A 16,581-nucleotide genomic window follows, 5' to 3' on the forward strand; every position below is an offset into this window, starting at 1 on the left:
CGACCGAACCTCACGATGACGACACTCAAGATCTTCGATGCGCGCGTGCATATGCTGCCCGACGTCGTCGCGAAGCTCGTCTGGAAGAACTACGCGCGCGACGCATGGAAGATCCGCCACGAACTGCTCGCCGAGCAATCGATCGCCTTCCTGAAGGCGCGCGGGGTCGCGCGCGCGGCCGGCATTTGCTATGCGGCGCAGCCTGGCATCGCGCCGTTCCTCAACGACTTCGTCGCGCAACTGGCGTCACGGCATCCGGCGTTCGTCGTGCCGTTCGGCACCGTGCATCCGCACGACCGCGATTGCGCGCGCGAGACCGTCCGCGTGCTCGACGAACTCGGTTTCGCCGGCCTCAAGATCCACTGCCATCTGTTGAGGATCGCGCCGGACGACGACGCGCTCGCGCCGGTTTTCGAAGCGCTCGCCGAACGCGGCAAGGTGCTGAACCTGCATTCCGGCGCATTCGCAAAAAACAACGCGCAAATGGATGAAATCCGCCGCTTCTGCAATGTCGAACGCTTCCGGCGCGCGATGCGGCGCACACCGCATCTGAAGGTCGTCGTCCCGCACATCGGCTATGACGAAGTTCAGGAGTACGTCGATCTGCTCGACGAATTTCCCAACCTGTACTTCGATACCGCGATGGCGTTCGGCGGCCATCGCGTCGCGACGGGCGAGATCGTGGCCGACGTCAGGCCGCTTCGGGCGACGCGCTATCCGCGCGGCGCGCATCCGCGTCTGCCGACGCAGTGGAAGCCCGCGCTCGAACAGCTCGTGCCGCAGATCTGCGATCGTCCGGACCGGTTTCTGTACGGCAGCGACTTCCCGCTGATCCCGTACGAATGGGATTTCGAAATCGAGCAACTGAAGCGCTACCTGCCGGCGGACGTGCTGCATAAAATCTTGTGGGACAACGCCCACGCGCTGTTCGGCGGCAATGCGGGCAGTACGAACGATGCGGGCGACGCAAGCGCACGCGCGAACGCGCCGGCCAACCTGCTCGCAGCCGCGCCGACCGTGGAGCCGACGCGATGAAGCATCCGGAACCTTCGACAAGCACCGGCGCGCCCGCCGCCGACGCGTTCGCCGATTTCGTCGAACTGACGCGATATCGCGCCGCGCATCAGCCCGATCTTCAGGTCTACACGTTCGTCACGGGCGGCGATCGCGACGAGCGGCATCTTACGTGCGCGGAACTGGACAGGCGCGCAAGCATCGTCGCGGCGGCGCTGTCAGGGATCGCCCGCCCCGGGGATCGCGTGCTGCTGCTGTTTCCGCCGGGAATCGACTACATCGCCGCGCTGTTCGGCTGCATGTATGCGGGCGTCGTCGCGGCGCCCGCGTATCCGGTCGAGCCCGCGCAGGCGGAACGCACGTTGCGGCGGCTAATCGGCATCGTCGGGAATTGTGCGCCGGCCGCGATCCTGTCGACGACGGCCGTGCGCGGCGACGCGACTCGCATCGAAGCCGGTTCGCATGCGCTCGGCGGCCTGCGCTGGATCACGGTCGATACGCTCGCCGACAGCGTCGAGCGCTACGTCCCGCCGCCCGTCAATCATCGAACGCCCGTCTATCTGCAATACACGTCCGGCTCGACCGGCGCGCCGAAGGGCGTGATGATCAGCCACCGGAACCTGCTGCACAACTCCGCGCTGATCGCGAGCCGCTTCGAGCACGACGCGAACAGCCGCGGCGTGATCTGGCTGCCGCCGTATCACGACATGGGCCTGATCGGCGGCATCCTGCAGCCGCTCTACGTCGGCTTTCCGGTAACGCTGATGTCGCACGTCGATTTCCTCAAGCATCCGCTGCGCTGGCTGCGCACGATCGGTGAGCGTCGCGCGACGACGAGCGGCGGGCCGAACTTCGCGTATCAGATGCTCGCGACGATGCGCATCGCCGACGCCGATTTCGACAAGCTCGATCTCAGTTCATGGGACCTCGCGTTCGTCGGGGCCGAACCGATCCGGCACGGCACGCTGGAAGCGTTCTCGCAGCGCTTCGCGCGCTGCGGCTTCGATGCGCGTGCGTTCTATCCGTGCTACGGGCTCGCCGAGCACACGCTGTTCATGACGGGCGGGCTGAAATCGCAGCCGCCCGTCGTCGCAGTCGCGCCGCGCGATGCGGAACCGGCGCGCGAACCGGAAACGCAACGCACGAGCACGGCGATCGGATGCGGCGACGCGGCCGGCGACAGTCTGGTGCTGATCGTCGATCCCGATGCCCGCGTTCCGTGCGATGATGGCCAAGTCGGCGAAATCTGGGCGCAAGGGCCGAGCGTCGCGCTCGGTTACTGGAACAATCGTGAGCTGAGCGCACAGACTTTCGAAGCCGAGCTGCACGGCCATGATGCGCGATTCCTGCGCACCGGCGATTATGGATATCGGTCGGGGTCCGACGTTTTCGTCACGGGCCGCCTGAAGGACATGATGCTGATTCGCGGCGCCAATCATTACCCGCACGACGTCGAGGAAACGATCGAGGCGCTCGACGCCGAACTGTTTCGCCCCGGCGGATGCGCGGTGTTCACGCTCGACACCGATGCGTCACCGCAAGTGATCGTCGTGCGCGAGCTGCGGGCGCGCTATCTGAAGGCGTTCAGCGATGGCGATCATGCAAGCGGCCATGCGCCCGACGCGCTGTTCGGCAAGCTGCGTCATGCAATCAATCTGCACCACGGCATCGCGGTGCACACCATCGTCTTCACGTCGCCGTCGGCGATACCGAAGACGACGAGCGGAAAGGTCCAGCGGCACGCTTGTCGCGAACTGTTTCTCAACGACACGCTGCCGGTGATCACGCAGTGGCGCGCGCAACTCGGCGCGCCGAACGAAACCCGGAAGAACTGACGAGGAACGCAGCATGCAAGAGAAACTGGACGCGGACTACTTCAACCGATTCGGCGCCGATTATCTGCCGGGCCTGCTCGGCATCGTCGTCAACCAAGTCGAGAAAAACCACGTGCTCGCCGAGCTGACCATTCGCAAGGCCGTGCTCGCGCACGGCATCCTCCATGCGGGCACGATCGTCAGCATCGCCGATACCGCGTGCGGCTACGGGTGCCTCGCGAGCTTGCCGGAGGGCGCGTCCAGCTTCAGCACGCTCGAGCTGAAGAGCAACTTCATGGGCTCGGCCCGCGACGGCGCGATCGTCTGCGAAGCGCGCGCGATTCATAGCGGCCGGATGACGCAGGTGTGGGACGCAACCGTCCGGCATCGCGAAACGGACAAGCTGCTCGCGACGTTCCGCTGCACGCAGATGATCCTCTGGCCAACGAAGTAAATCGCGATGAGCACCCCGCGCCTGAAGGACACGCCGCATGCGGCCGCTCGCGAACGGCGTGACGGCATCGACATGACGTGGCTCGATCCGCTGCGGCTCCGTTTCCGCGCGTCGCGGATCAGCGGAGGCTGGGCCGCGCGGTCGCGGCCGGACGTGCGCTTCATCGACGTGCCCACCGCGACGATCCGTGTGCGCGCCGCCGGCCCGCGCGAGAGCGGACAGCCGACGATCGTGCTCGTCTGCGATCCGCCGAGCGTCATCGAGCACTTCGACCGGTTGTTTTCGCTCGTCGCGCCGCACGCGCGCATCGTCTGCTTCGAGCCGCCCGGCTTCGGCTTCTCCGTGCCGAACCGGCAATTCGCGTTTTCGTTCGACGACTACCGCGCCGCGATCGAAGCAATGCTCGCGAGCCTGAACGAAGGACCTTACCTGCTCGCGTTCTCGTGCGTCTGGGCGCATATCGCGTTGCAGATCGCGGCCGCGCAGCCGGCGCTCGTCGACAGGCTGCTGCTCTGGCAAAGCCCCGCGTGGGACGAACAGGTCGCGTGGGCGCGGCACGTCGATGCGCGCAACCTGCTCGCGACGCCTGTCGTCGGGCAGTGCGCGTGCGCGTTCGGCGCGCGGAAGATCGGCGCCGGCTGGTTCCGGCAAGCAATGGCGAAAGACCGTTACCGCGAATTCGCACCGATGCTCGATACGTCGTTCGATCACGGCGCGTTCTGCTGCCTCGGCTCGCTGTGGCAGCGGTTTTATAACGCAGCGCCGCGCGCCGTGCAGGTCGAGCAGCCGACGCTGCTCACGTGGGGTGCGGCGGACCGCACGCATCGGCATAGCGACAAGTGGTCGATCGCGCGGCACGTGCCGCAAGCCGTCCTGCATCCGGGCTTCGAGCAGGCGGGGCATTCTCCGGAGCTCGAGGATAGCGATGCGTTCGCGGCGCTCTTGCTCGACTGGCTGACGGCGAAGCGGGAAAGCTGAGTGCGCCCGGCCGAACGCGTGGCGCGACGCCGAAGATCGGCGCGCGCCCTTCGTCTGGGCACCATGCTTCGCGAGCGCGTTCGATTTCGCAATCGGCGCGCAATGCGCGCCGCCGCTTCGAGCAGCGCGCGCCCATCATGCCGCCACCGCGCGCCGCCCTCCACCGCCCCTCCGCCGATACGGAGCTTCACCGCGACGAACCGATCGCGCCCACTCTCTGCGCGACCCGTTCGCAATCCGACAACAACCGATCGACTTTTTCGAGGACAGCCTATGCCCGCACCGACCCGCCGTCGCGCCGGCCTGACGCGAGATGGACAACAACGCCGCGATTTCATCGACAAGACGCTGAAGACGATCGCCGCCGCACCATTGCTCGGCACGGCATCCGCCGCAGCGGCGGCATCGCCTGCGGGCGTCTACGACTACGTCGTGATCGGCGCGGGCTCGTCGGGCTCGGTGCTCGTCCGACGCCTGATCGACGCGGGCCACAAGGTGCTCGTGCTCGAAGCCGGGCCGACCGACAGCCTGCCCGCGATTCACGAGCCGCCGAGCGTGATGCAGCTCTATCACAGCGAAGTCGATTGGGCGTTCACGACGCTGCCGCAGCATCACGCGGCCGATCAACGCATGGACTGGCCGCGCGGCAAGACGCTCGGCGGCAGCAGCGCGATCAACGGGATGGTGTACGTGCGCGGGCTGCCGCAGGATTTCGACAGTTGGGCGGAACGCGGCGCGGCGGGCTGGGCGTGGCGCGACGTCGAGCCGTATTTCCGCAGGCTCGAACGTTTCCGGCTCGACGATCCGCTGCGCGTGCACGGCCACGACGGCCTGCTCGACATCGGCCGCCCGACGATGACGCCGCTCGCGCACGACTTCGTCGCGGCCGCGACCGAACTCGGCCTGCCCGATCGCGGCGACTACAACGACGGCCGCGACAGCACCGGGGCGGCGCTGTCGCAATTCACGATCCTGCCGGACGGCCGGCGCGCGAGCGCATGGACGTGCTACGTCGAGCCGATCAAAACGCATCCGCGCCTGACGATCGTCACGCAGGCGCGCGTGCTGAATCTGCTTTTGCACCGCCAACACGCGTTCGGCGTGCGCTTCCTGCTGCGCGGCGAAACGATCGCGGTGCGCGCAGAGCGCGAAGTGCTGCTGTGCGCGGGCTCGATCATGTCGCCGGCAATCCTGATGCACTCGGGCATCGGCCCTGCGGCGGACCTCGAACGCGCCGGCATTCGGCCCGTCGTCGATCTGCCGGGCGTCGGCGCGAATCTTCACGATCATGCGGCGTGCTCGATGGTGTGGGAAACGACGCGGGAAAACGCCAAGTCGTTCACGACCGGCATGGAAGCGACCGTGTTCATGAGGACGAATGCGTCGCTCGCGACGCCCGACGCGCAGATCCTGCTGTCGACAAACCCGTTCCTGCCGACCGTCAAGCGCGGCTTCACGCTGGTGCCGATGGCGATCGCGCCGCGAAGCCGAGGGCGCGTGCGGCTCATGAGCGCTGATCCGCTCGTCTACCCGAGCATGGACCCGCGCGTGTTCGCCGATCCGCACGATCTCGAAGTGATCGCGAAGCAGGCGCTCTTCATCCGCGACGTCGCGACGCGCCCATCGCTCTCCGCATGGGGCGCGCGCGAAGTCACGCCCGGGCCGTCGGTTTCGACGCTTGCCGCGATGATCGGCTATGCGAAGCAGTCGGCCGCGACCGGCTATCACCAGGTCGGCACCGCGCGAATGGGCGTCGATGCGATGGCCGTCGTCGATCCGCAATTGAAGGTTCGCGGCGTGTCGGGACTGCGCGTGATCGACGCGTCGGTGATGCCGACCGTGACGTCCGGCAACACGAACGGACCGGCGATGATGATCGCGGAGAAGGCGGCGGATTTGTTGCTTGGGATCGGGCGATCGCGCGGGAAGTGACGATTTCGCTGCGGCGCGACGGCTACGGCCACGCATAGCGCAATCACGTCGCGGCGGATTCCATCGATGTGATTCCCTCGTCCGCCGAGGACATTCCGTTCATTTCACGCTGTTCGCGATCGAGGACGACTTCGCGTCCGTGTTCGGCAAGGCGTTTCTCGCCGCGTACGATGCGGAAGTCGAGCGTTATCGCGGGCGCTGCCGGAACTGATCCGAATTCGCGGAGGCCGATCGCGGCCGCGCATGAACGCTGTCAATCATGCGCCTTCGCCCGCACGACGATCTGCGCGAGCACGTCGCGCTCGATTCGCCCGAGCGACGCACGCGCCGCATCGAAATCTTCCGGCGAACACACCTGATGCGCGAAGCGCGCGCGCAAGCGCCGCGTGATCTGCACGACGCGCGCCGCCGCATCGAGCACGTAGTGCGATTCATAATCGAAGAAGCGATCCTGCACGTGCGCATCGTTCGGCACGTCGGTCACGCGCACGTCGTCGGGCAGCGCGATCTGCGCGGTCTCGTCGAAATCGCCGCCGATGCACAGCCACGGCTGCGTGCGCACCGGCTCCGCAAGCCAGTCCTGCACCTGAGTCGCGATGCCGCCCGACAGGCTCGACAACGCCGGCAGCGCGGTCGTGCCGTCGGTCCACACGAAATGGTCGAGCGATCCCGTCATCGACGTCGAGAACGGCCCGCTCGTCGCATTGCGCTCGCCCGCGCTCAACCGGGCCGTGCCGCGCAAGCCGCTCTGTCGCAGGCGATCGGTCGCGAGCTGCTGCACGCGCTCGCGCGCTGCCTGGCGGAACACGCTGCGTTCGAGCTCCGCTGTCCATCCTGCATCCTCGACGTAATACTGATAGCGCGCCGCTCCGCTTGCATCGACGTCGATCCGCAGGCGCGCGCCGCGCGTGCGCGGCTGCGTCGCCGGCGTGCGCGTCAGCACGCCTTCGTCGACGAGCAGCGCCGGCCGATCCATCACGACGGGCGGCAGATAGCCGAACGCGACGCTGCCGACCGTCGTATCGGCGAAGAGCCCGAGATCCGGCAGCCATGTGATCGCGTGATTGATCGCGCTGCCTCCGTAGCCGGGCACGGCGGGCAACGTATAGACCGGACCGAGATCGAGCAGCACGGGCTCGCTGCGTATCCCGGCCGCCGCGAGCAGCGCGCCGAAGAGCGCGACGTGATCCTTGCAATCGCCGTAGCGGTTGCGCAGGATGTCCGCCACCTTGTGCGGCGCGGCCGCGGTCTCGCCGAGAAAGAGCGCGACGTAGCGGACGTTCATCCGAACCCAGTCGTAGATCGCCTGCGCCTTCGCGCGCGGATCGGACGCGTTCGCGTTCGCCGTGACCGACTGCGCGAGCCGCGCGACGGCGGGATCGCGCGCGCTCGCATCGACGGCCGCCGCGCGATATCGCTCGGCGAACGACGCGAAATCGCGCAGCGTCGACACCATCAGGCGATCGCCGTACGTCGCATAGCCGACCGAGCCGTTCTCGACGCGCGGATACGGACCGTGCCGATAGTCGAATGCGTAGCGCGTGCGGCCGTTCTCCGTCACCGGCGCGAGCGCGACGTAGCCGCGCGCGTCGGCGTAGAGCGGCATGTCGGCGGGCAAATCGAAGATCAGCCGCTGCGCGTCGACGGGCATCCGCGACGGCGCGACGAAATAGCCGAAGAACCCCGGATCGCGCGGCTTCGTACGCGACTTGCGAAACACGAGGCGCGTGCGCGCGCCCGCATCGACGCCCGGAAAGATCACCGAGCGCAACACGCCATCCTCGAAAAACGGCGCGCCGGCGGAGCGCGGTTCCTGCACGTCGCGAATCGCCTCCGGGCCGACCGGATGCGCGACGCCGGCGCGATCGATCGTCTCGGCGGTCAGCAGTTCGACCCGCTCGATGTCCTTGTTGAACCACACGTAGCGCTGCGCGACGTCGTCGATGCCGCTCGCGGTGTTCGCGCGCAGCGTCGAATCGTCGTGCTCGTCGACGGAGCCGTCATGCTGGACGACGAACACGTGAACGTCGCTGACGAGGGTCGCGGGCGCGGCGTCATCGGCGTCGGATTCTGCCGGCGACGCGTTCGCGCAATGGGCGGCCATGCAGACGCATGCCGCGCAGAATAGTCGGACGAAAGCGGGCATCGCAATCAACCTGCGGCGCGACGCGCGGTCGGATCGCAACCGGGTAGCGGGTTCGTGAACGGATCTTGCCGATCGGCCGGGGCGCATCGCGCGACTTCCGGCGCGACGAATACGTTCGATGCTTCGCGCGTCGCCGCGCGCCATCTCCGCTTGTTCGACGCGCGCGGAATCCCGGTTTCAGCCCGGCCAGTTTGGGTCATCGCGGCCGATCGCGTCAAGCGCGTGCCGGACGCCATCGCGCCCCTCGGATACCGGCGAGCATCCGGACATCGACATCCGGGTGATCGCCGATTCGCAGTTCGCGACCTTCCGAAGCGACGGCGTCGATCTAGCGATCCGCTACGGCAAGCCGCCGTTCGGCAAGGGGCTCGTCACGCGCTTCCTGTTTCCGGTCGACATCTATGCGGCACGCAGCCCATCGCTGCTGACATCACCCGGCTCGCTCGCGATCCCGCCGCCTCCGCGCTGCTGCACGACGCGCACGATCTGTCGCCCGAGTTTCTCGCCACGATGCCGGAGCGCGTCGCGGTCGATCCGCACCGGGGCCCGCGCTTCAATCAATCGTCGCTCGCGATCGACGCCGCGACCGCGGGACACGGCGCCGCGCTCGTCAGCGATCAACTCGTCGGGCGCGACATCGAGGCCGGACGACTGTGCCGGCTGTTCGATTTCGCGCTGCCGCTGTCGGTCGGCTACTACATCGCCCATCCGAACGAGCCGCGGCGTCCGAACGACATCGCGACGATGGAGGCGTGGCTGATTCGTCACGCGCGGCGCGATATGCAGCGCGATCTCGCATAACGCACGCAAGCGCCGCCGGAAAACCGGTCGATTAGAATCGCCGCATGCACGCTCCCGACCCTCGCGATCTTCGCCTCCCGTCCCTCGACGGCCTGCTGGCCTTCGAGGCCGCCGCGCGCCACGGCACGTTCGAGCGGGCGGCCGAAGAACTGTGCGTGACGTGTCGGAATTTCTTTCGCATCGCGCCTGAAGATATTTCCGCGCGCGCCGCCGAGTGCGGCGGTAGCATCATCGTTCCCCTTTCGGAGCCGCCCATGACCCTCCCGATCACCTGCATCGAAGATCTTCGCGTTCTCGCCAGGAAACGCATTCCGCGAATGTTCTACGACTACGTCGATACGGGCTCCTACACGGAGTCGACGTATCGCGCGAACGAAGCCGACTTCCAGCGCATCAAGCTGCGTCAGCGGGTCGGCGTCGACATCGCGCATCGCAGCCTGCGCACGACGATGGCGGGACAGGACGTCGCGATACCGGTTGCGCTCGCGCCGACCGGCCTCGTCGGCATGATGCGCGCCGACGGCGAGATTCTCGCGGCGCGCGCCGCGCAGCGGTTCGGCGTGCCGTTCACGCTGTCGACGATGAGCATCTGCTCGCTCGAGGACATCGCGACGCACGCGCCCGGGCCGTTCTGGTTCCAGCTCTACATGATGCGCGATCGCGTGTTCATCGAGCGGCTGATCGCGCGCGCGAAGGCGGCGGGCTGTCCCGCGCTCGTGCTGACGATGGACCTGCAGATCGGCGGCCAACGCCACAAGGACGTGAAGAACGGCTTGTCGAGCCCGCCGCGCATCACGCTGCCGAATCTGCTGAACATGGCGAGCAAGCCGCGCTGGTGCATCGGCATGGCCCGCACCCGACGCCGTCATTTCGGCAACATCGTCGGGCACGTGAAGGGCGTGACCGACATGTCGTCGCTCGATTCATGGACGCGCGAGCAGTTCGATCCGACGATCGACTGGCGCGACGTCGAATGGGTTCGGCAACGCTGGGACGGCAAGCTGATCGTCAAGGGCATTCTCGATCCGCGCGACGCTCACCTGGCGGCCGACGCGGGCGCGGATGCGATCGTCGTATCGAATCACGGCGGCCGCCAGCTCGACGGTGCGATGTCGTCGGTCGACGCGCTGCCTGCCATCGTGGACGCGATCGGCCAGCGCATCGAAGTGTGGCTCGACGGCGGCGTGCGCACCGGCCAGGACGTGCTGAAGGCGGTCGCGCTCGGCGCGCGCGGCACGATGATCGGGCGTGCGTTTCTCTATGGCGTCGCCGCGCTGGGCGAAGCAGGCGTGTTCCGCAGCCTCGACATCATCGCGCGCGAGCTCGATACGACGATGGCGCTGTGCGGCTATACCGACATTCTGTCGGTGGACGCCGACGTTCTCGCACGGCGATTCTGATTGCGTTCGATGCGCGCGAATCCCGCTGCGTATGCCTACGCGGATGCGCGAGCCGCGAACGGCGTCGCACAGCCGATCTCACGCGATGCGCGACGACACGACGCCGCGCCGACGCAAACATCGAGCGACGGATCGAAGCGCGCATCGGGCCGCCGAGCGGTGTTGTCGTCGGCGTCGAGCGCGGCCTTCCACTGCATCGCGTACAGATCGGATACCTGGACCGCATGCCCGGCGCGTCGATCAGGACTTCGGAATGTCGCCTCCGTGCCGCGTCGCGATCGTGCGTGTTGTGCGTGTTGTGCGTGCGTGTCGGGCGCGTCCGGGCTTCTGGCTACTGCGGCCGTTGCAGATCCGCAATCACCGCCGCGAGAAAGCGCGCCGCCTCGCCGCCCGTGACGACTCGATGATCGAACGTCAGGCTGAGCGGCAGGATGCGATGCACGGCGGGCGCGCCGCCCGCCGCGACGACCGCGTCGTGCACGCGCCCCGCGCCGAGGATCGCAACGGTCGGCGGCACGACGACGGGCGCCGCATACTTGCCGGCGATCATCCCGAAGTTCGACAGCGTGATCGTGTTGCCGCGCAACTCATCCGGCGGAATCTTGCGCGCACGGATGTCGGCGCGCATCCGGTCGAGCCCGTTGCGCAAGTCGGCGGCGTCGCGATGCGCGACGTCGCGCAGCACCGGCACGAAGAGACCGTCCGGCAGATCGACCGCGATGCCGAGATCGATCTTCGCGACCACGTGCCGACGCCCCGCCTGTCCGTCGAACCACGCGTTGAGCCCCGGCTCCGCGCGGCAGCCGGCGACGAGCGCGCGAATCAGGCGCATCGTCACGTCCGCGCCCGCGGGCCATGCGTGGATGTCGGCATCGTCGATCACGGTCGCCGCCGCGACTTCGCTCTGCGCGCGCGCCATGTTCTGCGCCATCGCGCGCCGCACGCCGCGCAGCACTTCGGGCGGCCCGAGCTCGGCGAGCACCTTCGCGACGCGCTGCACGTCCGCCGCGGTGATCACGCCGTCGGCGCCCGACGGCGTCACCATCGCCAGATCGACGTCGAGCTTGCGCGCGAGCGCGCGCACGGCCGGAATCGCCTTGACCGCGCCGGCGCCGCGGCCGCCCGCGCCCGTGCCGAGCGCTGCGGGCGCTTCTTGCACGACGTGCTCGCCGACCGTCATGTGGCCGACGACGGTCCCCGCATCGGCTTCGTCGGCTTCGCCTTCGAATGCGACGAGCGGCGCGCCGAGATGAACGATGTCGCCCGGCTGCCCGAACAGCTTCGCGATGCGGCCGGATTGCGGCGACGGGATCTCGACGATCGCCTTCGCGGTCTCGACCGACAACAGCGGCTGATCGGTCTGAACCGCGTCGCCAGCCTTGGCGTGCCATTCGACGATCTCGGCTTCCTGCAAGCCTTCGCCGAGGTCGGGCAATTTGAAGATCTTCATGTCGTTACGACGCCTCCAGCGTCTTCCTGACTGCGCTGACGATGCGCGCCGCGCTCGGCATGTACTGGCTTTCGAGCCGGAACAGCGGCACGACGACGTCGTAGCCGGTCACGCGCTGCACGGGCGCGAGCAGCGAATACAGACAGTGCTCGGCGACGAGCGCGGCGATCTCCGCGCCGACGCCCGCCGTGCGCGGCGCCTCGTGGACGATCACGCAGCGGCCCGTCCTCGCGACCGACGCGACGATCGTATCGGCATCGAGCGGCTTCAGCGTCGCGACGTCGATCACTTCGGCCATCACGCCTTCCTGCGCGAGCTGATCGGCGGCCGTCTGCACTTCCTGCAGCGTCGCGCCCCAGCTCACCAGCGTGACGTCGGAGCCGTCGCGCAGCGTGAAGCACGTATCGAGCGGCAGCGCCTCCCCGTTGTCTTCGACCGGCTGTCGGAACAGCCGATACAGGCGCGAAGGCTCGAAGAACATCACCGGATCCGGATCGCGAATCGCGGCGAGCAGCAGCCCATAGGCGCGCGCGGGCGTCGACGGAATCACGACGCGCAGGCCGGGGATATGCGCGAACAACGCTTCGGGGCTTTCCGAATGATGTTCCGGCGCGTGAATGCCGCCGCCGCACGGCGCGCGGATCACGAGCGGACACGACAGCCGTCCACGCGTGCGATGACGCAGCCGCGACGCGTGATTGAGGACCTGATCGATCGTCGGATAGACGAAGCCGGTGAACTGGATCTCCGCGACGGGCTTGAGACCCATCGCCGCCATGCCGATCGCGGCGCCCGCGATCGCCGTTTCCGCGAGCGGCGTGTCGATCACGCGCCGCGCGCCGAAGCGCGCCTGCAAGTCGACGGTTGCACGAAACACGCCGCCGTTCGCGCCGATGTCCTCGCCGAGCAGCACGACGGACGGATCGTGCGCGAGCGCGTACGCGAGCGCCAGATTGACCGCCTCGACGAGGTTCAGATCAGCCATGATGATTCCCCGCAGCCGGCGCAAATGCGAGCGCCGTCGCCAACTGTTCCTGCATTGCCTGCGGCAGGCTCGCATACAAATGGTCGAACATCGCCGACGTGTCCGGCTGCGGCGTCGCGAGATAAGCCTCCACTGCTTCTTCGACCTGCGCGTAGCACGCCTTGCCGAGCTGCTCGTCCAGCGCCTTGTCCCACACGTTGCGATGCATCAGGTATTTGCGCAGACGCAGCAGCGGCTCGAATTCCCATTGCTTGCCGACGGCGTCGGAATCGCGATAGCGCGTCGCATCGTCGGCCGTCGTGTGATCGCCCAGCCGGTAGCTGAGCGCTTCGACGAGCGTCGGACCGCCGCCGCCCCGCGCGCGCTCGAGCGCGTCGCCGACCACCTGACGCACGGCGACGATGTCGTTGCCGTCGACCTGCCGCCCCTCGATTCCCGCGGCGATCGCCTTTTGCGCGAGCGTTTGCGCCGCGGTCTGGCGGGCGCGCGGCATCGAGATCGCCCACTGGTTGTTGTTGACGACGATGACGAGCGGCGCGCGCCACGCGCCCGCCATGTTCATCGCCTCATAGAAGTCGCCTTTCGACGTGCCGCCGTCGCCGAGGATCGCCACCGCGACGCGCGCTTCGCCGCGCAGCATGAACGCATACGCGGCGCCCGCCGCATGGCACACCTGCGTGCCGATCGGCACGCAGTTCGGAAAATCCTGGCGCGCCGCCGCGAAATCGCTGCCGCGCTCGTCGCCGCCCCAGTACAGCAGGCTTTCCGTCATCGTGACGCCGCGCAGGAATTGCGCGGCGTGATCGCGGTACGACGGAAACAGCACGTCGTCGGCGCGCATCGCGCTCGCGACGCCCACGCCGATCGCTTCCTGCCCGACCGACGACGCGAACGTGCCGATCTTGCCGGTGCGCTGCAGCGCAACCGCTTTCGTGTCGAACGCCCGCGTCAGCACCATCGCGCGATAGAGCGGCAGCAGCGCGGCCGCGTCCTGCGCGAACGCGGGCAACGGCTGGACCGGCTCGCCGTCGGGGCCGAGGTATTGCGTATAGTCGATGTCGAAGCGGCCGACCGTGGTCATCGCGGGCCCCTCGTTTTTCTAGACGTCGAAATACAGATAGAACTCCCAAGGATGCGGACGCAGCTTGATCGTATCGAGCTCGCGCTTGCGCTTGTAGTCGATCCACGTGCGAATCACGTCGCCGGTGAACACGTCGCCCTTGCGCAGGAACGCGCTGTCGGCTTCGAGCGCGGCAAGCGACGCGTCGAGCGAGCCCGGCACCTGCCGGATCTTCGATGCTTCCTCCAGCGGCAGCTCGTAGATGTTCTTGTCGAGCGGCGCACCCGGATCGATCTTGTTCTCGATGCCGTCGAGCCCGGCCATCAGCATCGCCGCGAACGCGAGATACGCGTTCGCCGACGGATCGGGACAGCGAAACTCCACGCGGCGCGCGGCGGGCGCGTCCGACACCATCGGAATCCTCGCCGCGGCCGAGCGGTTGCGCTGCGACATCGCCAGATTGACGGGCGCTTCATAGCCCGGCACGAGACGCTTGTACGAATTCGTCGTCGGCGCGCAGAACGCCATCAGCGCCGGGGCGTGCTCGAGCAGCCCGCCGATGTACCAGCGGCACAGGTCGGACGTCAGCGCCCAGCCGTTCGCGTCGTAGAACAGATTGCGTTCGTCGTCCCACAGGCTCTGATGGCAATGCATGCCGCTCGCGTTGTCCGCGAACAGCGGCTTCGGCATGAACGTCGCGACCTTGCCGTGCCGGCGCGCGACGTTCTTGCACACGTACTTGTAGATCATCACGTTGTCGGCCATTCGCGTGAGCGTCGCGAAACGCATGTCGATTTCGTTCTGGCCGGCGGTCGCGACCTCGTGATGGTGCACTTCGACCTGCACGCCTGCGCGCTGCAGCGTCAGCGCGATTTCCGAGCGGATGTCCTGCAGCGTGTCGTTCGGCGGCGTCGGGAAATAACCTTCCTTGTAGCGCTGCTTGTAGCCGAGATTGCCGCCGCCGTATGCGCCCTCGTCTCGGCCCGCGGCCCAGTCGCCCTCGGCCGATTCGACGTAGTAATAGCCGCAGTGCTGATCCTGGCCGTAGCGGATCGAATCGAAAATGAAGAATTCGAGTTCCGGCCCGACGTAGCAGGTCGTCGCGATGCCCGTCCCGCGCAAATGCGCTTCCGCTTTTTTCGCGACGTAGCGCGGATCGCGCGAGTACGGCCCGTGCGTCGCCGGATCGATCACGTCGCAGAGAATCGACAGCGTCGGCGTCTCGCAGACCGGATCGACGAACGCGGTCGCCGGATCGGGACACAGCAGCATGTCGGATTCGTGGATCTCCTGGAAGCCGCGGATCGACGAGCCGTCGAAACCGATTCCGGCGCCGAACAGATCCGCGTGGAGTTCAGGGAGCGTAATCGAGAAGTGCTGCCAGAGCCCCGGCAGATCGGTGAACTTCAGATCGACGATCTGGATGCCATGCGTGCGCACCAGTTCGATCACATCGCTCACGCTGGCCGGCCGCGCGATGCGGTAGCTGCCTGCTTCGACGGACGCCGCGAACGGCGATCCCGCGTCGCCTTGCGTATTCGACATGGGCTTTCTCCTTCTTCCAGCCCTTTGCCTGCGATCCGGCTTCGGCCTGCTCTGCGACTCGCGTTCGAGCGGCCGACGACGGTGCGTGCGGCTTGCGCGTTACGGCAATCTGCCGATGATCGCGCCGATTTCGTTCTTCGTGAACGCGCGCAGCGTCTGCGTGCGGACGTTGCCCGCCGAGCCGAGCGCGAAGCCGAATGCGGTGAGACTTTGCTCGTCGGTCGCTTCGACGACCGCGACGATGTCGAACGCGCCCAGCGTCCAGTAGACCTCCTTCATTTCACAGCCGAAGCTCTTGGCCATTTCCGCCACCTGACCGGCCCGCTGCGAGCTGTTCTTCACGGTGCGGATGCCCTGATCCGTAAAGTTTGCAAGCACCACGTAAGTCGCCATGACGATTCCCCTTACGATTGAAACGTATCGAAATTCGAACGCGCGAGCGGCGTCGCCGGACGCCTTCGCGCCAATACGATCGGAACCGTCTCGCGCGTAACTTGATTTTAGGCAATGGGATCGACGGCGAAGGAGGGGTTTGCACGCGGGTTGCGAAGTCGATCGGCTGGAGCGTGCTTGGGGCGACACGCATGGGCGACGCGTATCTCGATCGAGCCGCGATCTCAGGCTGCGGTCACGCTGAACCGACGGCGACACACCGCGAATGCTCGGCAACGAAGCGGAATCCGACAGCGACGCCTGCCGCCGAGTCCGTGCGTTGCTCGCCCCGAATGGAGCAGACATGACCTTCAATGCGGCCGATGAGAAAAGATGACCCGCCGTCCGGCAAGACAAAGGACACAGGACGCAAGACGGCAGGTCGATCAACAACACAACGTGGGCCGATTGCTATTGATTGAAGTGCTGATTTGAGTTCGGAAAGGCCGGACGTCGAACAGCCTCCCCGACGTAAAAGTTAGACGATTACTCGCAAGACGTCTGTCAATTTTGGTCAGATCGACCAGCCGACGGACTGGAAACCCGCCGCGTTTCGTTTTTCGGGAGCGG

The 16,581-nt window shown here is 67.2% G+C and carries 12 protein-coding genes and 2 pseudogenes; 7 read left to right on the forward strand and 7 right to left on the reverse strand.

Annotation, left to right across the window (positions count from 1 at the left end):
* The first annotated feature begins 15 nt into the window (after positions 1-15).
* The 5 genes from WS69_RS12430 (at position 16) to WS69_RS12450 (ending at position 6,192) form a co-directional block, all read left to right on the forward strand.
* Positions 16-1,035, forward strand: coding sequence for an amidohydrolase family protein (locus WS69_RS12430; RefSeq protein ID WP_059471067.1), 1,020 nt, complete (start codon positions 16-18; stop codon positions 1,033-1,035).
* Positions 1,032-2,849, forward strand: a complete 1,818-nt coding sequence (locus WS69_RS12435) for a fatty acyl-AMP ligase (protein ID WP_059471068.1) — start codon at positions 1,032-1,034, stop codon at positions 2,847-2,849. The genes WS69_RS12430 and WS69_RS12435 overlap by 4 nt, the downstream gene beginning before the upstream one ends.
* Positions 2,850-2,862: 13 nt before the next feature.
* Positions 2,863-3,282 (forward strand): PaaI family thioesterase, encoded by a 420-nt coding sequence (locus tag WS69_RS12440; protein ID WP_059471069.1) that lies wholly within the window; start codon positions 2,863-2,865, stop codon positions 3,280-3,282.
* A 6-nt stretch (positions 3,283-3,288) separates the two neighbouring features.
* The gene (locus WS69_RS12445; RefSeq protein WP_059471070.1) at positions 3,289-4,260 is read left to right on the forward strand and encodes an alpha/beta fold hydrolase; all 972 of its coding nucleotides are present in this window, start codon (positions 3,289-3,291) and stop codon (positions 4,258-4,260) included.
* 273 nt (positions 4,261-4,533) lie between these two features.
* Complete coding sequence (locus WS69_RS12450) at positions 4,534-6,192, forward strand: GMC family oxidoreductase (protein WP_059471071.1); 1,659 nt, start codon at positions 4,534-4,536, stop codon at positions 6,190-6,192.
* Between the two features lie 253 nt (positions 6,193-6,445).
* Here the strand turns inward: WS69_RS12450 and WS69_RS12460 are convergent, their stop codons facing one another.
* Positions 6,446-8,296 (reverse strand): DUF3857 domain-containing transglutaminase family protein, encoded by a 1,851-nt coding sequence (locus WS69_RS12460; protein ID WP_442854899.1) that lies wholly within the window; start codon positions 8,294-8,296, stop codon positions 6,446-6,448.
* A gap of 292 nt (positions 8,297-8,588) precedes the next feature.
* Here WS69_RS12460 and WS69_RS12465 point away from each other — a divergent pair.
* A pseudogene (locus tag WS69_RS12465) lies at positions 8,589-9,139 on the forward strand (LysR substrate-binding domain-containing protein); the annotation flags it as partial.
* A gap of 254 nt (positions 9,140-9,393) precedes the next feature.
* Positions 9,394-10,539, forward strand: a complete 1,146-nt coding sequence (locus WS69_RS12470) for an alpha-hydroxy acid oxidase (RefSeq protein WP_059471154.1) — start codon at positions 9,394-9,396, stop codon at positions 10,537-10,539.
* 119 nt (positions 10,540-10,658) lie between these two features.
* Here the strand turns inward: WS69_RS12470 and WS69_RS33245 are convergent.
* From WS69_RS33245 to WS69_RS12495, 6 genes and pseudogenes are all read right to left on the reverse strand, one after another.
* Positions 10,659-10,772 (reverse strand): annotated as a pseudogene (locus WS69_RS33245) (NAD(P)H-dependent oxidoreductase); the annotation flags it as partial.
* A 98-nt stretch (positions 10,773-10,870) separates the two neighbouring features.
* Positions 10,871-11,989 (reverse strand): dihydrolipoamide acetyltransferase family protein, encoded by a 1,119-nt coding sequence (locus tag WS69_RS12475; RefSeq protein ID WP_059471073.1) that lies wholly within the window; start codon positions 11,987-11,989, stop codon positions 10,871-10,873.
* A 4-nt stretch (positions 11,990-11,993) separates the two neighbouring features.
* Positions 11,994-12,974, reverse strand: a complete 981-nt coding sequence (locus WS69_RS12480) for an alpha-ketoacid dehydrogenase subunit beta (RefSeq protein WP_059471074.1) — start codon at positions 12,972-12,974, stop codon at positions 11,994-11,996.
* Positions 12,967-14,055, reverse strand: coding sequence for a pyruvate dehydrogenase (acetyl-transferring) E1 component subunit alpha (gene pdhA, locus WS69_RS12485; protein ID WP_059471075.1), 1,089 nt, complete (start codon positions 14,053-14,055; stop codon positions 12,967-12,969). Before pdhA ends, WS69_RS12480 begins: the two co-directional genes overlap by 8 nt.
* Before the next feature lie 18 nt (positions 14,056-14,073).
* On the reverse strand, positions 14,074-15,579 hold the full coding sequence (gene glnA, locus WS69_RS12490) for a type I glutamate--ammonia ligase (RefSeq protein WP_059471076.1): 1,506 nt from the start codon (positions 15,577-15,579) through the stop codon (positions 14,074-14,076).
* Positions 15,580-15,678: 99 nt separating this feature from the next.
* Complete coding sequence (locus WS69_RS12495) at positions 15,679-15,972, reverse strand: GYD domain-containing protein (RefSeq protein WP_059471077.1); 294 nt, start codon at positions 15,970-15,972, stop codon at positions 15,679-15,681.
* Positions 15,973-16,581: the final 609 nt, after the last annotated feature.

The organism is Burkholderia sp. BDU5 (assembly GCF_001522845.1).
Classification (GTDB): Bacteria; Pseudomonadota; Gammaproteobacteria; order Burkholderiales; family Burkholderiaceae; genus Burkholderia; species Burkholderia mayonis.